The organism is Cupriavidus basilensis (assembly GCF_008801925.2).
Classification (GTDB): Bacteria; Pseudomonadota; Gammaproteobacteria; order Burkholderiales; family Burkholderiaceae; genus Cupriavidus; species Cupriavidus basilensis.
Window position 1 is genome coordinate 3,948,892 of record NZ_CP062803.1, and the last position, 20,631, is coordinate 3,969,522.

13 protein-coding genes, 2 tRNA genes and 3 rRNA genes are annotated in these 20,631 nt (G+C 61.7%); 5 read left to right on the forward strand and 13 right to left on the reverse strand.

Annotated features, from left to right (window positions below):
- The first annotated feature begins 79 nt into the window (after window positions 1-79).
- The gene (locus F7R26_RS18115; RefSeq protein ID WP_150993199.1) at window positions 80-1,249 is read left to right on the forward strand and encodes an ABC transporter substrate-binding protein; all 1,170 of its coding nucleotides are present in this window, start codon (window positions 80-82) and stop codon (window positions 1,247-1,249) included.
- 54 nt (window positions 1,250-1,303) lie between these two features.
- On the opposite strand, the gene F7R26_RS18120 is transcribed toward F7R26_RS18115, so the two are convergent.
- From F7R26_RS18120 to F7R26_RS18140, 5 genes are all read right to left on the reverse strand, one after another.
- The gene (locus F7R26_RS18120; protein ID WP_150993200.1) at window positions 1,304-2,368 is read right to left on the reverse strand and encodes an ABC transporter ATP-binding protein; all 1,065 of its coding nucleotides are present in this window, start codon (window positions 2,366-2,368) and stop codon (window positions 1,304-1,306) included.
- Entirely contained in the window at window positions 2,365-3,363 is a 999-nt protein-coding gene (locus F7R26_RS18125) for an ABC transporter ATP-binding protein (RefSeq protein ID WP_150993202.1), read from the reverse strand. The genes F7R26_RS18120 and F7R26_RS18125 overlap by 4 nt, the downstream gene beginning before the upstream one ends.
- 21 nt (window positions 3,364-3,384) lie before the next feature.
- Entirely contained in the window at window positions 3,385-4,302 is a 918-nt protein-coding gene (locus tag F7R26_RS18130; protein WP_150993204.1) for an ABC transporter permease, read from the reverse strand.
- Between the two features lie 4 nt (window positions 4,303-4,306).
- Window positions 4,307-5,284, reverse strand: a complete 978-nt coding sequence (locus tag F7R26_RS18135) for an ABC transporter permease (protein ID WP_006163472.1) — start codon at window positions 5,282-5,284, stop codon at window positions 4,307-4,309.
- A 233-nt stretch (window positions 5,285-5,517) separates the two neighbouring features.
- Window positions 5,518-7,104 carry an ABC transporter substrate-binding protein gene (locus tag F7R26_RS18140; RefSeq protein WP_150993206.1) on the reverse strand — a complete coding sequence of 529 codons (1,587 nt, stop codon included), beginning with the start codon at window positions 7,102-7,104 and terminating at the stop codon, window positions 5,518-5,520.
- Between the two features lie 311 nt (window positions 7,105-7,415).
- Here F7R26_RS18140 and F7R26_RS18145 point away from each other — a divergent pair, with 311 nt between their 5' ends.
- Entirely contained in the window at window positions 7,416-8,609 is a 1,194-nt protein-coding gene (locus F7R26_RS18145) for a M20 aminoacylase family protein (protein WP_150993208.1), read from the forward strand.
- A 7-nt stretch (window positions 8,610-8,616) separates the two neighbouring features.
- Here F7R26_RS18145 and F7R26_RS18150 read toward each other — a convergent pair whose 3' ends face one another.
- From F7R26_RS18150 to F7R26_RS18180, 7 genes are all read right to left on the reverse strand, one after another.
- Entirely contained in the window at window positions 8,617-9,447 is an 831-nt protein-coding gene (locus tag F7R26_RS18150) for a DUF3047 domain-containing protein (protein ID WP_150993210.1), read from the reverse strand.
- A 407-nt stretch (window positions 9,448-9,854) separates the two neighbouring features.
- Window positions 9,855-9,967 (reverse strand): 5S ribosomal RNA (gene rrf, locus F7R26_RS18155).
- 136 nt (window positions 9,968-10,103) lie between these two features.
- Window positions 10,104-12,981 (reverse strand): 23S ribosomal RNA (locus tag F7R26_RS18160).
- A 315-nt stretch (window positions 12,982-13,296) separates the two neighbouring features.
- A tRNA-Ala gene (locus F7R26_RS18165) sits at window positions 13,297-13,372 on the reverse strand.
- 47 nt (window positions 13,373-13,419) lie between these two features.
- Window positions 13,420-13,496: transfer RNA gene (locus F7R26_RS18170), tRNA-Ile, on the reverse strand.
- Between the two features lie 61 nt (window positions 13,497-13,557).
- Window positions 13,558-15,089, reverse strand: a 16S ribosomal RNA gene (locus F7R26_RS18175).
- Together the 16S, 23S and 5S rRNA genes with 2 tRNA genes alongside form the textbook arrangement of a ribosomal RNA operon.
- A 588-nt stretch (window positions 15,090-15,677) precedes the next feature.
- Window positions 15,678-16,454 (reverse strand): enoyl-CoA hydratase, encoded by a 777-nt coding sequence (locus tag F7R26_RS18180; protein ID WP_150985637.1) that lies wholly within the window; start codon window positions 16,452-16,454, stop codon window positions 15,678-15,680.
- Window positions 16,455-16,658: 204 nt separating this feature from the next.
- On the opposite strand from F7R26_RS18180, the gene paaG reads away from it, so the two are divergent.
- Genes paaG through paaK form a run of 3 tightly spaced genes read left to right on the forward strand, consistent with a single transcriptional unit; the run spans window position 16,659 to window position 19,329 of the window.
- Window positions 16,659-17,471 (forward strand): 2-(1,2-epoxy-1,2-dihydrophenyl)acetyl-CoA isomerase PaaG, encoded by an 813-nt coding sequence (gene paaG / locus F7R26_RS18185; RefSeq protein ID WP_241754359.1) that lies wholly within the window; start codon window positions 16,659-16,661, stop codon window positions 17,469-17,471.
- Window positions 17,472-17,523: 52 nt separating this feature from the next.
- Entirely contained in the window at window positions 17,524-17,970 is a 447-nt protein-coding gene (gene paaI, locus F7R26_RS18190) for a hydroxyphenylacetyl-CoA thioesterase PaaI (RefSeq protein WP_150985638.1), read from the forward strand.
- Between the two features lie 57 nt (window positions 17,971-18,027).
- The gene (gene paaK, locus F7R26_RS18195; protein WP_150985639.1) at window positions 18,028-19,329 is read left to right on the forward strand and encodes a phenylacetate--CoA ligase PaaK; all 1,302 of its coding nucleotides are present in this window, start codon (window positions 18,028-18,030) and stop codon (window positions 19,327-19,329) included.
- 65 nt (window positions 19,330-19,394) lie between these two features.
- On the opposite strand, the gene mltA is transcribed toward paaK, so the two are convergent.
- Window positions 19,395-20,564 carry a murein transglycosylase A gene (gene mltA, locus F7R26_RS18200; protein ID WP_150985640.1) on the reverse strand — a complete coding sequence of 390 codons (1,170 nt, stop codon included), beginning with the start codon at window positions 20,562-20,564 and terminating at the stop codon, window positions 19,395-19,397.
- Between the last annotated feature and the right edge of the window lie 67 nt (window positions 20,565-20,631).

Genomic DNA, 20,631 nt, shown 5'->3' on the forward strand with positions numbered 1-20,631 from the left:
GGATGGCGCCAGGGCAGCGCCGGCACAGACCGGCAAGGCATTCACGGGTAAAGAACACACCGTTTTTCACGGGGAAACCATGCAAGTGCATTCTGGGGTCAGGGGCTGGCGCTTTGCCGGCCTGCTGGTGGCATGCGCCATCGGCTCATTCGTTGCCAATGCCAGCGCCGAGAACGGCGTCAGCGCGGACACCATCCTGCTGGGCCAGTCGGCTGCGCTCACCGGGCCTACCGCCACGCTAGGCAAGCAGCTCAATTCTGGCGCGCAGCTCTACTTCGATTACATCAACCAGCACGGCGGCATCTACGGCCGCAAGATCGAACTCAAGGTGCTGGACGACTTCAACGAACCGGAATCCGCCGCCAAGAACACCCGCGCGCTGATCGACGAGGACCACGCCTTCGCACTGTTCGGCTACGTCGGCACCGAGACCGGCGAAGCCTCACTGCCGCTGGCCACCCAGGCCAGGGTGCCGTTCTTCGCCCCCTACAGCGGCGCCCAGTCGCTGCGCGAGCCGTTCAACCGCTATGCCTTCCACGTGCGCGCCGGCTTCAACGAGGAAGCCGCGGCCATCCTGCGCCAGGTCCGCGTCACCGGCCTCAAGCGGGTTGCCGTGGTCTATAACGAGGACGCCTACGGCAAGGCCGGCCTGGAAGCGCTCGAACGCGCCCTCAAGGCCGCGCCCGACAGCGGCGTGCAGATCGTCGCGCGCGAAGGCGTGGTGCGCAATACGGTGGAGATCGGCGACGCCATGCAGGGCGCCATGAAGTCCAAGCCCGACGCGGTGGTGATGATCAACGCTTACCGGACCGCTGGCGCCTTCGTGAAGGAAGCGCTGCGCCGCGGCTTCAATGGCCAGTTCTATAACGTCTCGTTCGTCGGCACCCAGGCACTCGCCAAGGAGGTCGGCGCCAAGGGCAGCGGCGTGATCATCTCGCAAGTCATGCCCCACCCTGGCAACGCCACGCTGCCGGTGGTGCGCGAATACCTGCGCCTGCTGCAGGCGGCCGGCAAGCCCAACGAGTTCGACTACGCCAGCATCGAAGGCTTCATCGCCGCCAAGGCCTTTGTCGAAGGCACGCGCCGCGCCGGCAAGGACCTCACCCGCGAAAAGCTGATCACCGCGCTGGAAAGCATGAGAAACGTCGACCTCGGCGGCTACATCATCAACTTCAGCCCGGACAGCCACGTTGGCTCGAAATTTGTCGAGATGACCATCATCAACTCGCGGGGGCAGGTCATCCGCTGATGGGGACATGGCCCGTCTCGCGCACGCGTGAGACGGGCCATGTGCTGACGGCACCTACGCCATGTCGTTCAGGTGGCAAGCCGAAAACCGCATCGGCGCGATTTCCTTCAACAGCGGCTGCTCCTCCCGGCAACGCGGCATCGCATGCGGGCAGCGCGGATGAAAATGGCAACCCGGTGGCGGGCTCAGCGGCGAGGGAATCTCGCCCTTGATCGCCACGAAGGTCTTCTTGCCCACCTCCAGCTTCGGGGCCTCGGCCAGCAGCGCCTGCGTGTAGGGATGGTTGGGGCTGGCAAAGACATCTTCCGCCGGCGCCGACTCCACCACCCGCCCCAGGTACATGATCACCACCCGGTCGCTGATGTGCTTGACCACGCCCAGGTCATGGCTGATGAACAGGTAGGTCAGGTTCAGGTCCTGCCGCAAGCGCATGAAGAGATTCAGCACCTGCGCCTGGATCGAGACATCCAGCGCCGCCACCGACTCATCGCACACCAGGAATTCCGGCTTGACCGCCAGCGCGCGCGCAATGCCGATGCGGGCGCGCTGCCCGCCCGAGAACTGGTGCGGAAAGCGGCGCAGCACGGTGGGGTCCATGCCCACACGCACCAGCATGTCTTCCACGTAGCGCTTCTGCTCGCTGGCCGGCACCATGCCGTGCACGACCGGCGCCTCGCCAACGATATCCATCACGCGCAGGCGCGGATTCAGCGATGCATACGGATCCTGGAAGATCATCTGGATCGCCAGCTGCTTCTCGCGCTTCTTTTCCGGCGGCAAGCGGTCCAGGTCAACACCCCGCCACAGGCGTGAGCCTTCGGTCAGCGAATGCAGGCCCACCGCCATGCGGCCCAGCGTGGACTTGCCACAGCCGGACTCGCCGACGAGGCCCACCACCTCGCCCGCGCGAATGGACAGGTCGACCCGGTCGACCGCATGCACGACCTCCTCCTTCGCGCCTGCGCCGAAGAGGTTAGCGATCTTGGCTGCGGCGTCGAGCGATTTGACAAAGCGCTTGGACACGCCTTGCAACTCGAGGATGGGCGCGTTGGGCGTGGGTTCCGCGCTGGAATCAGTCGTCATGGCGGCGAGGGCGGGATCAACAACGGCGGCGCTCATGCGGCCTCCTGCTGGGGGAGAACCGGATGAAAGCAGCGCAGGCGGCGCCCGTCTGCCGCGGTGTCGAGCGGCGGCGCGGTCTTGCACACATCGGTGGCGTAAGCGCAGCGCTCGCGGAAAGCACAACCGGCCGGCAGGTTCAGCAACGATGGCGTCATGCCGGGAATCTGCCGCAGCGGCGCGCCACGCGGATTGCGCGACGGCGCGGAGCTGATCAGGCCGTGCGTGTAGGGATGCTCGGGCCGCTCCAGCACTTGGCGCACATCGCCGGCTTCGACGATCTTGCCCGCGTACATCACACACACGGTATCGGCCAGGCCGGCCACTACGGACAGGTCGTGGGTGATCCAGATCAGCGCGGTGCCGGACTCGCGGCACAGCTTCTGCATCTCGTACAGGATCTGGCCCTGGATGGTTACGTCCAGCGCGGTAGTGGGCTCGTCGGCAATGATCAGGTCGGGCTTGTTCAGCAGCGCAATGGCAATCGCCACGCGCTGGCGCATGCCACCCGAGAACTGGTGGGGATAGGCGCGCAAGCGCTCGTCCGGCGAAGGAATGCCGACGCGGGCCAGCGCGTTGCGCGAGCGCTCGCGCGCCACCGCCTTGTCGACCTTCTCATGCGCCAGCACGGCCTCGATCATCTGCGTGTCGATGCGCAGGACCGGGTTCAACGTCATCATCGGATCCTGGAAGATCATCGCGATGCGGTTGCCGCGCACATCGCGCATCTGCGCCGGCGTGAGGTTGCGCAGGTCGCGTGTGACGCCGTCGCGGCTGGTCAGCTCGATGCGGCCATCCACCACTTTGCCGGGCGGATCGATCAGGCCCATGATCGAGTAGCCGGTCATCGACTTGCCCGATCCGGACTCGCCCACCAGGCCCATGATCTCGCCGCGGCCAACCGAGAACGAGACATCGTCGACGGCGCGCGCGACACCGCCGCGCGTGAAAAACTGGGTCTTGAGGCCTTCCACCACCAGGGTCGGTTTGCTCATGTTCGCTCCTGTCATGCTGCGTTACTGCGTTTGCAGGCGCGGATTGAGTACATCGCGAAGCTGGTCGGCGACCAAGTTCATGGCCACGATGGTGACCACCAGCGCAATGCCCGGGAAGAAGCTGATCCAGTACTTGCCGGACAGCATGTATTGCTGTCCGTTGGCGATCAGCGAGCCCAGCGATGGCTCGGTAATGGGCACGCCCAGTCCGAGGAAGGACAACGTGGCCTCCAGCGTGATGGCGGACGCCACCTGCAGCGCCGCAATCACGATCAGCGGCGGCAGGCAGTTCGGCAGCAGGTGGCGGAACATGATCCGCCCCGGCGGCAGGCCCAGGCAGGTGGCGGCCTCGATATATTCCTTGCGCCGCTCCACCAGTGCTGCGCTGCGGGTGGTCCGGGCGTAGTAAGCCCACTGCACCGCCACCAGCGCGATCACGATATTGCCGATGCCGGGCCGCAGGAACGCCAACAGGATCAACGCCAGCAGGATGGGCGGAAACGACAGCTGCAGGTCGGCCACGCGCATGATGATGGCCTCGACGCGCCCGCCGAGGAAACCCGCGATCAGGCCGAGCGTGGCACCCAGCAGCAGCGCGATCACGGTGCTGACCACACCCACGCCGATGCTGATGCGCAGGCCGTACATCACGGCCGAGAGAATGTCGCGGCCCTGCTCGTCCGAGCCAAGCAGGAAGGTCATGCCACTGCCGGACTGCTCGCCCGGGGCCATGCGCGCATCGAGCACGTCGAGCGTAGCGAGGTCATACGGGTTCTGCGGCGACAGCCAGGGCGCCAGCAGCGCGATCAGCAGGATGACGATTAGCAAGGTCAGGCCGGTCACGGCGATCTTGCTCGAGAAGAACTGGCTGGCGAAGCGCCGCAGCGGGGTCTGCTCGGCTAGCGGCGGGGCCGCCGTGGTTTCGGTTGCGGTTGTCATGAGCTCAGCCCTTGTTGTCGGCGATACGCACGCGCGGATCGAGCACGCTGTAGATGATGTCCACCAGCAGGTTGATCAGGATGAACAACGTCACGATCACCATCAGGTAGGCCACGATGACCGGCCGGTCGAGCAGCTGGATGGAATCGATGATCAGCTTGCCCATGCCGGGCCAGGCGAAGATCGATTCGGTCACGATGGCGAAGGCGATGATCGAGCCGAACTGCAGGGCAATCACCGTGACGATGGGGATCATGATGTTCTTGAGCACGTGCACGCCCACGATGCGCGTATTGGACAGGCCCTTGGCCCGCGCGAACTTTACGTAGTCCATCAGCATCGCTTCCTGCGTGCCGGCCCGCGTGAGACGGATCACCATGGCGATGTTGAGCAGTGACAGCGTCACCGCCGGCAGCAGCAGGTGGCGCAGGCCGTCCACCGTCAGGAAACTGACGGGGATGCCTAGCAGCGAGGTGGTTTCACCGCGCCCGTTGGACGGCAGCCAGCCCAGTTGCACCGCGAACACCATGATCAGCATCAGCCCGACCCAGAAGGTGGGCAGCGAGAAGCCGAGGATGGAGACGCCCATGATGGTCTTGCCGGCCACGCCGCCAGGACGCAGGCCCGCCCACAGCCCGAGCGGGATGCCGAGCAGCACGGCCAGCAGGATGGCGCACACGGCCAGCTCCATGGTGGCCGGCATGCGCTCGAAGATCAGCTTTAGCGCGGGTGTGCCGTGCGCGAACGAGGTACCGAGGTCCCCGTGCAGCGCGTTGCGCAGGAAGATCCAGTATTGTTCCCAGAGGGGCTTGTCGAGTCCGAGCGCCGCGATGGTGCGCTTGATGTCTTCCTGGTCGGCCTGAGGATTGATCAGGATATCGACCGGGTTGCCAATGGCAAAGACGCCCAGGAAAACCAATAGCGACATGACGAAGAGCACGACTACGCTCTGCATCAGGCGCCGAATAATGAAAACCAGCATGTTCGGAAGCTTTCCTTCGCCGATGACAGGCCACGGCGCCTGTGGGCGCCGCCTGGCTGCACCGGCAATCGGCTCGTGGCTAGGCCCGGCTACCGTCCGGGGATGATTCGCCGGGAAGCGGCCACCCAGACCGCGGACGCTTCCCGCTTTTACCTGCAGATGATCTCGTGTCCGGGGAGCGCGACATTGCGGTCGCGCTCCCCGGCCTCACCGCTACTACCCAAGGCTTCGCTTCACTGCGGCTTGAAATTGTGGGCGTACGTGCGTTCGTCGGTACGCGGCACGTATGTGATGCCCTTCTGGGTGGCCCAGGTGGTCACCTGCTGGTGGATCGGGATGATACCGCCATCGTTGATCGCAATCGCGGTAGCTTCCTGCAGCAGCTTGGAGCGCTCGCCGTCATCCACGGTGGCCAGCGCCTTTTCCAGCACCACGTCCATCTTGGGATTGCAGTACTCACCCCAGTTGGTCGTGCCAAAGCCCTTTTTCGGATCCTCACACGCCAGCAGCGCGCGCAGCGGCGAGCTCACTTCGCCGGTTTGCGCGCCCCAGCCCAGCAAGCCGAACGAGAATTCGTGCTTGATACCCTTGGAAGAATAGGTTGCCATCGGCATCCCCTCTACCTTGGTCGCAATGCCGATGCGGGTCAGGTTCTGCGCAATGGTCTGGGCGATCTTCTCGTCGTTGACGTAGCGGTTGTTCGGCGTGTGCAGCGTAATGCCGAAGCCGTTCGGATAGCCCGCCTCGGCCAGCAGTTTCTTGGCGCCCTCCGGGTCGTACTTGACCGTCTTCAGGTTCGGGTTGTAGCCGAACAGCGTGGGCGGCACCAGATTGTTGGTCGGCTCGGCGAGGCCTTCCATCAGGCGGTCCTTGATGCCCTGGCGGTTGATGGCCATGCTGATGGCATTGCGCACACGCGCATCCTTCAGCGGGTTCTTGTCCATCGGCGCGCCTTCCTTGGTAGTGACAAAAGGCGACTTGTCTTTCTTGTCATCGGTGTACAGGTAGATCACGCGATGCGAGATCTTGGAGAAGAAGGACAGCTTCGGATCCTTGCGCACCTGCGGCAGGTCCGGCGTCGGCACGTTCTCTATCGCCTGCACGTCGCCGGACAGCAGTGCTGCCATGCGGGTCGCCGGGTTCGGGATGAAGCGCAGCGTCACCTTGTCCCAGGCGGGCTTGGCACCCCAGTAGTCGGGGTTCTTCACCAGCTCGACCCGGTCGTCGCGCGCGTAGCTGACGAACTTGAAGGGGCCGGTGCCGATCATGCCCTTGCCTTGCGCGAAGTCGTCCGAGGTCAGGCCCTGCGTGGCCTTCTTCTGCACGATGAAGATCGACGTCAGGTCGTTCAGCATCAGCGGGTACGGCGTGTTGGTGGTGAGCTGGATGGTGTACTTGTCGATCACCTTCTTGTTGATGATCGCCTTGGTGTAGACGTCAAACTTGCCCGGGCTGTTCTGGATGGTGGACGGACGCTCGAGCGACCAGACGATATCGTCGGTGGTGAGCTCCGAGCCGTCGTGGAACTTCACGCCCTTGCGGATCTTGAATTCCCAGGTCAGGTTGTTCACCAGCTTCCAGGACTCGGCCAGGCCGGGAATGATCTTGCTGTCCGCATCCATCTTCACCAGGCACTCGAACATGTGCTCGGAGACGTTGATGTTGGAGAACAGGTTGTAGAAGTGCGGATCCATGGAGGTCGGGGGCGAACTCATGGCCAGCTTGAAATCGACCGCGTGGGCCTGGCTGGCAAAACCGAAGCTCATGGCCGCGGTTACCACCATGGCACCGAATGCCTTCTTGCATGTGCGAAGGGACATCGCGCAACTCTCCCGGGAAGAAATGTAGCAAATGACTACTAAGGGCAGCGCAGGCAAATCGCGCCAGGCGCCGCATTTTGGTGCGGCTACGGACGCGACAGGCGGCAACGTTGCCAGGCAAGCACATCAAGCATGAACTGTTCCAGCACTGCACCATACGGGGCAATGCGGGGAAACCCCCGCGCTGGTTGGCGATGATGCGCTGCGCAAGCGCAGGTGAAAGTGGCGCAAGTGTCCTGCCGGGCGCCTGTTTTGGCGCTTTGGACTAAGGCGTCGTATGATCGGGGTATCCATCGCCCTCAACTGGCATCATGACACTCATCCCCGAAATTCTTCAGGCGCAGCCTGAAATCCGCAGCATCCGACGCGACATCCATGCCCATCCCGAGCTTTGCTTCAAGGAGGAACGGACCTCCGAGGTGGTGGCGCAGAACCTCGCTGCCTGGGGCATCGAGGTCCATCGCGGCCTCGGCACCACGGGCCTGGTCGGCGTGATTCGCAACGGCAGCAGCAAGCGCAGCATCGGCCTTCGCGCCGACATGGATGCCCTGCCGCTGCAGGAGGCCAACACCTTCGGCCACCGCTCTCAGCACGACGGCCGCATGCATGCCTGCGGCCATGACGGCCACACCGCAATGCTGCTGGGTGCGGCACGCTATCTGGCCGAGCACCGGAATTTCGATGGCACCATCAACCTGATCTTCCAGCCGGCCGAAGAAGGCGGAGGCGGCGCGCGCGAGATGATCAAGGATGGCCTGTTCGAGCGCTTCCCGTGCGATGCCGTGTTCGGCATGCACAACTGGCCCGGCATGCCGGCCGGCAGCTTCGGCACCACCGCCGGCCCGCTGATGGCATCGAGCAATGAATTCCGCATCGTCGTGCGCGGCAAGGGCGCGCATGCTGCGTTGCCACACAACGGCAACGACCCGGTTTTCACCGGTGCGCAGATCGTGTCCGCGCTGCAGGGCATCATTACGCGCAACAAGCGCCCGATCGATGCCGCCGTGATCTCGGTCACGCAGTTCCATGGTGGCGACGCCACCAATATCGTGCCGGACCAGGCCTGGATCGGTGGCACGGTGCGCACTTTCACGCTGCCGGTGCTGGACCTGATCGAGCGCCGCATGGAAGAAGTCTCCAAGGCGGTTGCGAGCGCCTTCGATTGCACCGTGGAATTCGAGTTTCACCGCAACTATCCGCCCACCGTCAACAGCGCAGCGGAAACCGCGTTCGCCGTTGAAGTGGCGAGCGAGCTGGTGGGCGCGGGTAATGTCGACGGCAAGATCGAGCCGACCATGGGCGCCGAAGACTTCTCCTTCATGTTGCTGGAAAAGCCCGGTTGCTACCTGTTCATCGGCAACGGCGAAGGCGTGCACCGCGAAGCCGGCCACGGCCTGGGTCCCTGCATGCTGCACAACCCCAGCTACGACTTCAACGACGAGATCCTGCCGGTCGGCTCGACCTTCTTCGTGAAGCTGGCGGAGAAGTGGCTCGCGCCGGCCTGAGCGCGCGTCAGTCCAGCGCGATGTCGCCGTACCAGCTTTCGGCGCGGCTCCTGGTGTTGTCGGTATCGGTCATGAGGCCGATCGCCACTACCTTGCCCGGATCGGCCCCGAAGGCCTTGCGATAGTCGGCACGCAGGTCGCGCCGGTGGCAACGCCATTCGCCGGTATGCCGGGTACCGGAGTCGACCACGATCATCCGCACACGCTCAGTGTGCGGATTCGACACCACGGATCCTTCAGGCTTGCGCCCGCCCCAGATGTACATCAGCGTGGCGTAAGGCATCTCCCGCCCCGTTGTCAGCCGCGCCATTTCATACATCAGCTGATCCTTCAACGAGAGGCTGCCTTTGTCGCCATCGAAGGCGACGAAGATGCGCAGCGGCGAGTCCTCGCGCGGGGCCAGTGAGTTGTCGGCGCTACGGATGACGTCGCGCGTCTTCCATGTCCAGTTCAGCATGCCCGGCTCGCGCCCGACCAGTGCTACGTACAGGCCGGATGCCGAACTGTCGGCTTCGGCATGCAACACCATGCGTTGGTCGACTTCTGTCAGGGTATAGCGCGTGGGAATTTTGTTGCGATTGACGGTCCAGGGCTGCCAGCCTGCCGGCTTGCTAAGCCCGCTTGGCGTCGCGGAGAACAAGGGCAGGCGCTCCAGCGTAGGGTGCTCTTCCGGTTCGCCGGACTCGGCGTGACCGGCTTCGGCTGGGTCCTGGCTCGTTGCGATCAGGCCCGCAGTCGCGCTCTCGGCGGAAACCGGCGTCTGCGCCGGTTCGGCTAGCCTGAGTTGCTCAATGTGCGCGGCAAAGCTGCCGCAGTCGTTCGACGAGAGCGCAGCCATGGCGCCAGGCCCCGACAGCGGGATCGATCCCCGCGGCGGGGACGCCGTTCCGAGTGTGCTGCAACCCGTCAAAACAAGCGCACCCACCACGCTGGTCAGTGCCAACAGGCAAAATCTGGCCGCCATTCATCCCCCAAACCTGGATGCCACCGCCTGGTCACGCCTGTTTGCGCGCACCGGCCCGGACTTATTTCAATCTTTCGAACTGCGTCAATGCATCGAACCGCGTCACGCCGGACCAAGCCGGAGCTTGAGACAAACGGTAACAGAAGGCTATGGGGGAAGAAAGGCTCGGGTACCCTGACGCGGGGATTCCCGGTGTAGCGACAGCGTTATTTCGATCGCACTTTCGATCGCGCAAAAGCAAAACCCCCCAGTACTTTCGTACTGGGGGGTTTCAAGGGAGAGCCTGGCGATTACCTACTTTCACACGGGTATCCGCACTATCATCGGCGTGGAGTCGTTTCACGGTCCTGTTCGGGATGGGAAGGGGTGGTTCCAACTCGCTATGGTCACCAGGCATAAACGGTGGCCGCGTTGAGGTGTGCTCAACGCAGCGAATAGGGATGTAGTAGGGGTTGTGCGTATCGGCCAAGCTGCTTGTTACTGCGGCAGCGGCACGCGACACTCACACCAGGTAGAAACACACTGGTTATAGGATCAAGCCTTACGGGCAATTAGTACTGGTTAGCTTAACGCATTACTGCGCTTCCACACCCAGCCTATCAACGTCCTGGTCTCGAACGACCCTTCAAGGAGCTCAAGGCTCCAGGGAATCCTCATCTTCAGGCGAGTTTCCCGCTTAGATGCTTTCAGCGGTTATCTCTTCCGTACATAGCTACCCTGCGATGCCTCTGGCGAGACAACAGGTACACCAGCGGTACGTCCACTCCGGTCCTCTCGTACTAGGAGCAGCCCCGTCAAGATTCCAACGCCCACGGCAGATAGGGACCAAACTGTCTCACGACGTTTTAAACCCAGCTCACGTACCTCTTTAAATGGCGAACAGCCATACCCTTGGGACCGGCTACAGCCCCAGGATGAGATGAGCCGACATCGAGGTGCCAAACACCGCCGTCGATATGAACTCTTGGGCGGTATCAGCCTGTTATCCCCAGAGTACCTTTTATCCGTTGAGCGATGGCCCTTCCATTCAGAACCACCGGATCACTATGTCCTGCTTTCGCACCTGCTCGACTTGTCGGTCTCGCAGTTAAGCACGCTTTTGCCATTGCACTTTAGGTACGATGTCCGACCGTACCAAGCGTACCTTCGAACTCCTCCGTTACACTTTGGGAGGAGACCGCCCCAGTCAAACTGCCTACCATGCACTGTCCCCGACCCGGATTCACGGGCCAAGGTTAGAACCTCAAACAAACCAGGGTGGTATTTCAAGGACGGCTCCACGCAGACTAGCGTCCACGCTTCAAAGCCTCCCACCTATCCTACACAGATCGGTTCAAAGTCCAATGCAAAGCTACAGTAAAGGTTCATGGGGTCTTTCCGTCTAGCCGCGGGGAGATTGCATCATCACAAACACTTCAACTTCGCTGAGTCTCGGGAGGAGACAGTGTGGCCATCGTTACGCCATTCGTGCAGGTCGGAACTTACCCGACAAGGAATTTCGCTACCTTAGGACCGTTATAGTTACGGCCGCCGTTTACCGGGACTTCAATCAAGAGCTTGCACCCCATCATTTAATCTTCCGGCACCGGGCAGGCGTCACACCCTATACGTCCACTTTCGTGTTTGCAGAGTGCTGTGTTTTTATTAAACAGTCGCAGCCACCATTTTATTGCAACCCCTTCACCCTCCTGGCGCAGGCCAGTCAAGCTACAAGGGCGTACCTTATCCCGAAGTTACGGTACCAATTTGCCGAGTTCCTTCTCCCGAGTTCTCTCAAGCGCCTTAGAATACTCATCTCGCCCACCTGTGTCGGTTTGCGGTACGGTCTCGTATGACTGAAGCTTAGAGGCTTTTCTTGGAACCACTTCCAATTGCTTCGCAGCACTAGGCCGCTCGCCCCGCATCCTTGAATTCCGCGCCCGGATTTGCCTAAGCGCCTTCTCCAATGCAGGGACCGGGACTTCCAACACCCGGACAACCTTCCGCGATCCGTCCCCCCATCGCATCATACGACGGTGCAGGAATATTAACCTGCTTCCCATCAGCTACGCATCTCTGCCTCGCCTTAGGGGCCGACTCACCCTACGCCGATGAACGTTGCGTAGGAAACCTTGGGCTTACGGCGAGGGGGCTTTTCACCCCCTTTATCGCTACTCATGTCAGCATTCGCACTTCTGATACCTCCAGCATCCTTTACAAGACACCTTCACAGGCTTACAGAACGCTCTCCTACCATGCACTTACGTGCATCCGCAGCTTCGGTGACTGGCTTAGCCCCGTTACATCTTCCGCGCAGGACGACTCGATCAGTGAGCTATTACGCTTTCTTTAAAGGATGGCTGCTTCTAAGCCAACCTCCTGACTGTTTTAGCCTTCCCACTTCGTTTCCCACTTAGCCAATCTTAGGGACCTTAGCTGGCGGTCTGGGTTGTTTCCCTCTTGACACCGGACGTTAGCACCCGATGTCTGTCTCCCGTGATTGCACTCTTCGGTATTCGGAGTTTGCTATGGCGGGGTAATCAGCAATAGACCCCCCAACCATGACAGTGCTCTACCCCCGAAGGTGAGACACGAGGCACTACCTAAATAGTTTTCGGAGAGAACCAGCTATTTCCAGACTTGTTTAGCCTTTCACCCCTATCCACAGCTCATCCCCTAACTTTTCAACGTTAGTGGGTTCGGTCCTCCAGTACGTGTTACCGCACCTTCAACCTGGCCATGGATAGATCGTCTGGTTTCGGGTCTACACCCAGCGACTGAACGCCCTATTCGGACTCGCTTTCGCTACGCCTTCCCTAATCGGTTAAGCTTGCCACTGAATGTAAGTCGCTGACCCATTATACAAAAGGTACGCCGTCACCCGTTTCCAGGCTCCGACTGTTTGTATGCATGCGGTTTCAGGATCTATTTCACTCCCCTCCCGGGGTTCTTTTCGCCTTTCCCTCACGGTACTGGTTCACTATCGGTCGATCACGAGTATTTAGCCTTGGAGGATGGTCCCCCCATCTTCAGACAGGATTTCACGTGTCCCGCCCTACTTGTCGTACACCTAGTTCCACAACGCTGTTTTCGCATACAGGGCTATCACCTGCTATGGCCGGGCTTTCCATCCCGTTCTGCTAACAATGCTGCTAAAGAGTACAAGGCTCTTCCCATTTCGTTCGCCACTACTCTGGGAATCTCGGTTGATTTCTGTTCCTGCAGCTACTTAGATGTTTCAGTTCGCCGCGTTCGCTTCCCTGACCTATGTATTCAGTCAGGGATGACCCATTCGGGCCGGGTTTCCCCATTCGGACATCTCCGGATCAAAGCTTGTTTGCCAGCTCCCCGAAGCTTTTCGCAGGCTACCGCGTCCTTCATCGCCTGTGATCGCCAAGGCATCCACCACATGCACTTGTTCGCTTGACCCTATAACGAGTGTGTCTCAAACTTGCGTTCAAGCCGTGCTCGCTACAGGATGAGTTCTCGCATTTGTGCCGTATTCCAAGTCATCTTTCGATCACTTAAATACATTTTGGTTGATACAATCACAACCCGGTATCGTGTTTTTACTGCAGCGTCTCATCAACGCTCACGACACCTTTACTACATCCCATATTGTTAAAGAACAGCCGTGCGAAACTGCGTCTCGCAACGTCTTGGCCAAGGCCAAAGGCAAACGCTCAATCCTAAGCGCTTGCCTTTGACGACCAATCCAAGGTGCACACCGAAGTGCGAGGTAATTGGTGGAGGATGACGGGATCGAACCGACGACCCCCTGCTTGCAAAGCAGGTGCTCTCCCAGCTGAGCTAATCCCCCAATTTACTTCTGTCCGGAGGTTCGGCTTCGAACCACCATCCGTAACTTGGTGGGTCTGGTAGGACTTGAACCTACGACCCCCGCCTTATCAAGACGGTGCTCTAACCACCTGAGCTACAGACCCTTGGCTGTAACAGCAAACAAACCGATAAGTGTGAACGCTCGACTTAAGATGCACGCTCTTGAAAGGAGGTGATCCAGCCGCACCTTCCGATACGGCTACCTTGTTACGACTTCACCCCAGTCATGAACCCTGCCGTGGTAATCGCCCTCCTTGCGGTTAGGCTAACTACTTCTGGCAAAACCCACTCCCATGGTGTGACGGGCGGTGTGTACAAGACCCGGGAACGTATTCACCGCGGCATGCTGATCCGCGATTACTAGCGATTCCAGCTTCACGTAGTCGAGTTGCAGACTACGATCCGGACTACGATGCGTTTTCTGGGATTAGCTCCCCCTCGCGGGTTGGCAACCCTCTGTACGCACCATTGTATGACGTGTGAAGCCCTACCCATAAGGGCCATGAGGACTTGACGTCATCCCCACCTTCCTCCGGTTTGTCACCGGCAGTCTCTCTAGAGTGCTCTTGCGTAGCAACTAAAGACAAGGGTTGCGCTCGTTGCGGGACTTAACCCAACATCTCACGACACGAGCTGACGACAGCCATGCAGCACCTGTGTCCACTTTCCCTTTCGGGCACCTGATGCATCTCTGCTTCGTTAGTGGCATGTCAAGGGTAGGTAAGGTTTTTCGCGTTGCATCGAATTAATCCACATCATCCACCGCTTGTGCGGGTCCCCGTCAATTCCTTTGAGTTTTAATCTTGCGACCGTACTCCCCAGGCGGTCAACTTCACGCGTTAGCTACGTTACTGAAGAAATGAATCCCCAACAACTAGTTGACATCGTTTAGGGCGTGGACTACCAGGGTATCTAATCCTGTTTGCTCCCCACGCTTTCGTGCATGAGCGTCAGTGACGTCCCAGGGGGCTGCCTTCGCCATCGGTATTCCTCCACATCTCTACGCATTTCACTGCTACACGTGGAATTCTACCCCCCTCTGACATACTCTAGCCTTGCAGTCACAAGCGCCATTCCCAAGTTGAGCTCGGGGATTTCACGCCTGTCTTACAAAACCGCCTGCGCACGCTTTACGCCCAGTAATTCCGATTAACGCTCGCACCCTACGTATTACCGCGGCTGCTGGCACGTAGTTAGCCGGTGCTTATTCTTCCGGTACCGTCATCCCCCCGCCGTATTAGGGCAAGGGATTTCTTTCCGGACAAAAGTGCTTTACAACCCGAAGGCCTTCTTCACACACGCGGCATTGCTGGATCAGGGTTGCCCCCATTGTCCAAAATTCCCCACTGCTGCCTCCCGTAGGAGTCTGGGCCGTGTCTCAGTCCCAGTGTGGCTGATCGTCCTCTCAGACCAGCTACTGATCGTCGCCTTGGTGGGCCTTTACCCCACCAACTAGCTAATCAGACATCGGCCGCTCCTATCGCGCGAGGCCTTACGGTCCCCCGCTTTCACCCTCAGGTCGTATGCGGTATTAGCTAATCTTTCGACTAGTTATCCCCCACGACAGGGCACGTTCCGATGTATTACTCACCCGTTCGCCACTCGCCACCAGGATTGCTCCCGTGCTGCCGTTCGACTTGCATGTGTAAGGCATGCCGCCAGCGTTCAATCTGAGCCAGGATCAAACTCTTCAGTTTAATACCTGTGTGGTTCCGCGCAGTTACCTGCTGAAACCTCGCTCTTTCGAGCGGTCGCTCACTCTCAGAAAACTGACTGGCTACGTCCGCGATTTACACCCCGGACATAACCAACATGTTTTACTGTGCGAGCACTTTATAACTTGTAAGCTAAAAGACCGAAGTCTTCCGCATCCGCTATCAAGCGCCCACACTTATCGGTTGTTTGTTTGTTAAAGAACTGGCCGCGGTTCGCTTTGCTTACCGCGTCGCTGCGTTTGCTGCAGCAGAGAAACGAGATTATGAAGCGTGATCATCGTTTCGTCAACAGGTTTTTTTCCTTCAGCTCGCCGCGCCGTTCGCGCCGCCAACCTCCCCTGCCGACCCCGCAACCCTTGTCCCGTCTGCTTTGCAGCGGTGTTTCGTGTTGCGAGGGAGCGAATCATAGGCGTCTCCCCGGACCTTGGCAATCGTTTTGTCACATGAGTATGCGAGGCGCGCCGAAGGTGCAGGAACAACCCATTGATCTATAAAGAAAATACGACCCACTTAACCCGTACCGGAAGGTGAATACCCGATGAAGTTACTCGGGTATTCACCTATCAAGTTTTAGCGATGCTTGAAATCTGGCGCCCTCTTCTCCACAAAAGCGGCCATCCCTTCCTTCTGGTCTTCCGTCGCGAAGGTGGAGTGGAACAAGCGGCGCTCCAGGTGCACGCCCTCGGAAAGGCTGGTCTCGTAAGCCGCGTTGATCGACTCCTTGATCATCATCACCACCGGCAGCGAGAAACCGGCGATGGTCTCGGCGGCGGCCAGCGCATCGTCGAGCAGTTTGTCTGCGGCAACCACGCGCGACACGAGGCCGGCGCGCTCGGCTTCCGCCGCGTCCATCATGCGCGAAGTCAGGCACAGGTCCATGGCTTTGGCCTTGGAAACCGCGCGCGGCAGGCGTTGGGTGCCGCCGGCGCCGGGCATCGTGCCCAGCTTGACCTCGGGCTGGCCGAAGCGGGCGCTATCGGCGGCAATGATGATGTCGCACATCATCGCCAGTTCGCAGCCGCCGCCGAGCGCGTAGCCCGCCACTGCCGCGATCACCGGCTTGCGGATGCGGCGAATCGTTTCCCAGTTGCGCGTGATGTAGTCGCCCTTGTACACATCCATATAGGAGTACTTGGCCATCATGCCGATATCGGCGCCTGCGGCAAAAGCGCGTTCGCTGCCGGTGATCACGATGCTGCCGATGGCTTCATTGGCGTCGAACGCGAGCAGCGCCGCGCCCAGCTCATCCATCAGCGCGTCGTTGAGCGCGTTCAGGGCCTTGGGGCGATTCAGCGTCACCAAGCCAACGCGCCCGCGCGTTTCGACCAGAATGTTCTCGTACGGCATGTGTTCTCCTCTTGGAATGGGAAGTCGGAAAGCGGAAAGTGGATCGATTCGTTACCCTGCGAGACGATACTCGCGTGCGTAAATTAGTGCTACCATTTGCCGACCGACTGGTCGGTTAATTTAAGTGGCGATCCGGATCCTCTTATATATAAGTGACCGCGTGCCGCCGGACATAGCCTCCACTGACATGGCAGGAGACGAAAGATGCCAGCTACGCCCCCGCAAGCCAGCCTGACTTCCGGCCCGATACTGCTCGCCTGGCATGGCCAGGTTGCGGTCATCACGCTGAATCGCCCCGACAAGCTCAATAGCTTTACCCGCGAAATGCACGCCGTGCTGCAGCAGGCACTCGACCATGTGGAGGCCGGCGGCGCCCGCGCCCTGCTGCTGACCGGTGCCGGGCGCGGCTTCTGCGCGGGGCAGGACCTGGCCGACCTGGATTTCACGCCCGGCGCCATGACCGACCTGGGTGAGTTGATCGATGTGTGGTTCAACCGGCTGGTCCGGCGCCTGCAAAAGCTGCCGCTGCCGGTGATTGCCGCCGTCAACGGCACGGCGGCCGGCGCGGGAGCCAACCTGGCGCTGGCTTGCGACATGGTGCTGGCGGCGCGCTCGGCCAGCTTTATCCAGGCCTTCGTCAAGATCGGGCTGGTGCCGGATTCTGGCGGCACCTGGCTGCTGCCCAAGCGCATCGGCATGGCCCGCGCCGTGGGCCTGGCCATGACGGGCGACAAGCTCAGCGCCGACGAGGCCGAGAAGTGGGGGCTGATCTGGGAGGCCATGGACGACCCGCTGTTGCCCGAGCAGGCGCTGGCGCTGGCCACGCACCTGGCGGCCCAGCCGACGCGCGCCCTGGCCGCCATCAAGCAAGCCATGTACGCCGGCGCGAGCCAGGGACTCGATGCCCAGCTCGACCTGGAACGCGACCTGCAGCGTGAGCTGGGCGCGTCGCCCGACTATGCCGAGGGCGTGAACGCCTTCCTGGAAAAACGCGCACCGCGCTTCACCGGGCGATAGGATCGCCAATACCGCAGCGCGGCGCAGCCAACAACCAGAACAGGAGACCAGCTTGACCCACAATCCCCAGGCCCTCGCGGAAAGCGCCGCCGCCAGCATGTACGAAGCCGATGCCTGCAGCCGCTGGCTGGGCATCATCGTCGAGGCCGTGCGGCCCGGCTACGCGCGCTTGTCCATGCCGGTGCGCCGGGAGTTCCTCAACGGCCACGGCATCTGCCACGGCGGCCTGATGTTCACGCTGGCCGACTCGGCCTTTGCCTTCGCCTGCAACAGCCACAATATCAACACGGTGGCGGCAGGCTGCAGCATCGAGTTCCTCAAACCCGTGCAAGGCGGCGACGTGCTGACGGCAGAAGCCACGGAGCAGGTGCTGTCGGGCCGGCATGGCATCTACGATATCCGGGTGACCAACCGCGCCGGCGAGGCGGTGGCGATGTTCCGCGGCAAGTCCGCGCAGATCAAGGGGCATGTGGTCACCCCGCCGGACGCGGCGCAGTGATGCCTGGCCCGGACACAGACAAATACAAGCAAACATAAGCCCCGCGCAGGAGACACCATGACGCGCCTGACAGATCTGCCGCTCGAGCCGATCGAGACCGCCAGCCGCGACGCATTGCAGGCGTTGCAACTCGAACGCCTGCAATGGTCGCTCAACCACGCCTATCAGAACTCGCCGGTCTACCGCCGCAAGTTCGATGCCGCCGGCGTCCACCCGAACCAGATCCGCACGCTAGCCGACCTCGCCCGCTTTCCGTTCACCACCAAGCAGGACTTGCGCGATAGCTATCCATTCGGGATGTTCGCCGTGCCGCAGGACCGCGTGGCACGCATCCATGCCTCGTCAGGCACAACCGGCAAGCCCACGGTGGTGGGCTACACCTTGAAAGACATCGACACCTGGGCCACGGTGGTGGCGCGCTCGATCCGCGCGGCCGGCGCGCGGCGCGGCGACAAGGTGCATATCAGCTACGGCTACGGGCTCTTTACCGGCGGACTCGGCGCGCACTATGGCGTGGAAAAGGCAGGGCTCACCGCGATCCCGTTCGGTGGCGGCCAGACCGAGCGGCAGGTGCAGCTGATCCAGGACTTCAAGCCGGAAGTGATCATGGTCACGCCCAGCTACATGCTGGCCATCGCCGACGAGTTCGAGCGCCAGGGCATCGACCCGACCTCCAGTTCCCTCAAGGTCGGCATCTTCGGCGCGGAACCGTGGACGCCCGAGATGCGCCTGGCCATCGAGAAGCGCATGGGCATCTCGGCGGTGGATATCTACGGGCTGTCGGAAGTCATGGGGCCGGGCGTGGCCAGCGAGTGCGCGGAGACCAAGGATGGCCCGACCATCTGGGAGGATCATTTCTACCCGGAGGTGATCGACCCCGTCACAGGCGAGGTGCTGCCCGACGGCGAATTCGGCGAGCTGGTCTTTACGTCGCTGTCCAAGGAGGCCCTGCCGATCGTCCGTTACCGGACCCGGGATCTCACGCGGCTGCTGCCCGGCAGCGCCCGCAGCGCCTTCCGCCGCATGGAGAAAGTGACCGGCCGCACCGACGACATGATGATCATCCGCGGCGTCAACGTGTTCCCCTCGCAGATCGAGGAGCTAATCCTCAAGCACGCCGAACTGGCGCCGCACTACCAGTGCGTGCTGACCAAGGATGGCCATCTCGATGTGCTGACCGTGCGTGTGGAATGCGCACATGGCGTAGACCCGGCGGCCACGCATCAGGCCAGTGCCCAGCTGACCTACGACATCAAGGCCTTTATCGGCGTGACCGTTGGCATCGAAATCCTGCCTAGCGGCGGCGTGGAGCGCTCGGTGGGCAAGGCGCGGCGCATCGTCGACCAGCGCCCGCGCTGAAGCATTGGAGTAGAGAGGTAGCAGCAAGGGCCGGCCAAGGAATGGCCGGCCCTTGCGTTCATGCCCTAGCTGCGCGGCATCAGCACCCACATGCGCCCGCCCTGCTTCATCCGCCCAGCGGTCTCGCCAGCTGCATCGCCAGCCCCCCAGAAGAAGTCAGCCCGCACCCCGCCCTTGATGGCGGAGCCCGTATCCTGCGCGAACATCAGGCGCTGGATCGGCTCGGACGACAGCGGCCGCGTGGTCGAGAGGAAGACCGGCACGCCCAGCGGGATGGTGGCGGGATCGACCGCGATGGAGCGCTCGGCTGTCAGCGGCACGCCCAGCGCGCCGACCGGGCCATCGTTATTAGGCGGCAGCTCGCGGAAGAATACGAAGCGCGGGTTCACGTTGAGCATTTCATCCACGCGCCCCGGGTTGGCCCGCGCCCAGGCCTTGATGCCTTGCATGGTGGCCTGCGCCGGCGTGATCTCGCCGCGGTCGAGCAGCCACTTGCCGAAGGAGCGGAACGGCTGGTCGTTGGTGCCGCCGAAGCCCACCCGCATGACGCTGCCGTCCTGCAGGCGGATCCGGCCGGAACCCTGGATCTGCAGGAACGCGGCTTCCACGGGATCATCCACCCAGACCAGTTCCTGGCCGCGCAGGGCCGGGTTCTGCAGCAGTTCGCCGCGCGCCGGCAGCGCCCGGTTGCCCCATTGGGGCGGCTTGCGATACAGCGGGACCTGGTACTGTCCCTGGCGCGTGCGTGCGCCGTGCAGGATCGGCTCGTAGTAGCCGGTGATCAGCCCGCTATCGGTGCCATCGCCGTTGACCACACGGAAGGGCTGGAAGTTGGACTCGAAGTAGGCGCGCATCGCGCCCAGGTCGCCGGCATCGACCATCAGGCCGAGCGCGCAGACGCGGTTCCACTCGGCGCGCTTCTTCAGGGCCTGGCAACTGGCCTGCAGCGCCGGCCAGGCGGCACGCATGTCGTCCTGGCCCCAGCCGCCGATCTCGCCCCAGCTGGCGGCTTGCAGCACGCCCTTCTGGGTGGAACCGGTCGGCGGCGCCACGGGCCGGGTGCCCGGGCCTTCGATGCGTGGCGGCGGGCCGCTCATGCAGCCGGCCAGCAGCGTGGCGGCGGCCGCAAGCCCGAGCCAGCCGAGCCGGCGGCTGCGGGCAGCGGCATCTGCCTGTCCCGACGAGATGCGGGAAGACGAAAAAGGAAGTCGGAAAAGGGAATGCAGGTATGCCATCTTGATTGGGTGAAAACTCAGCGTATCGCGGTCGGACGCATCTGCCGATGGCCTACAATGCCCACCG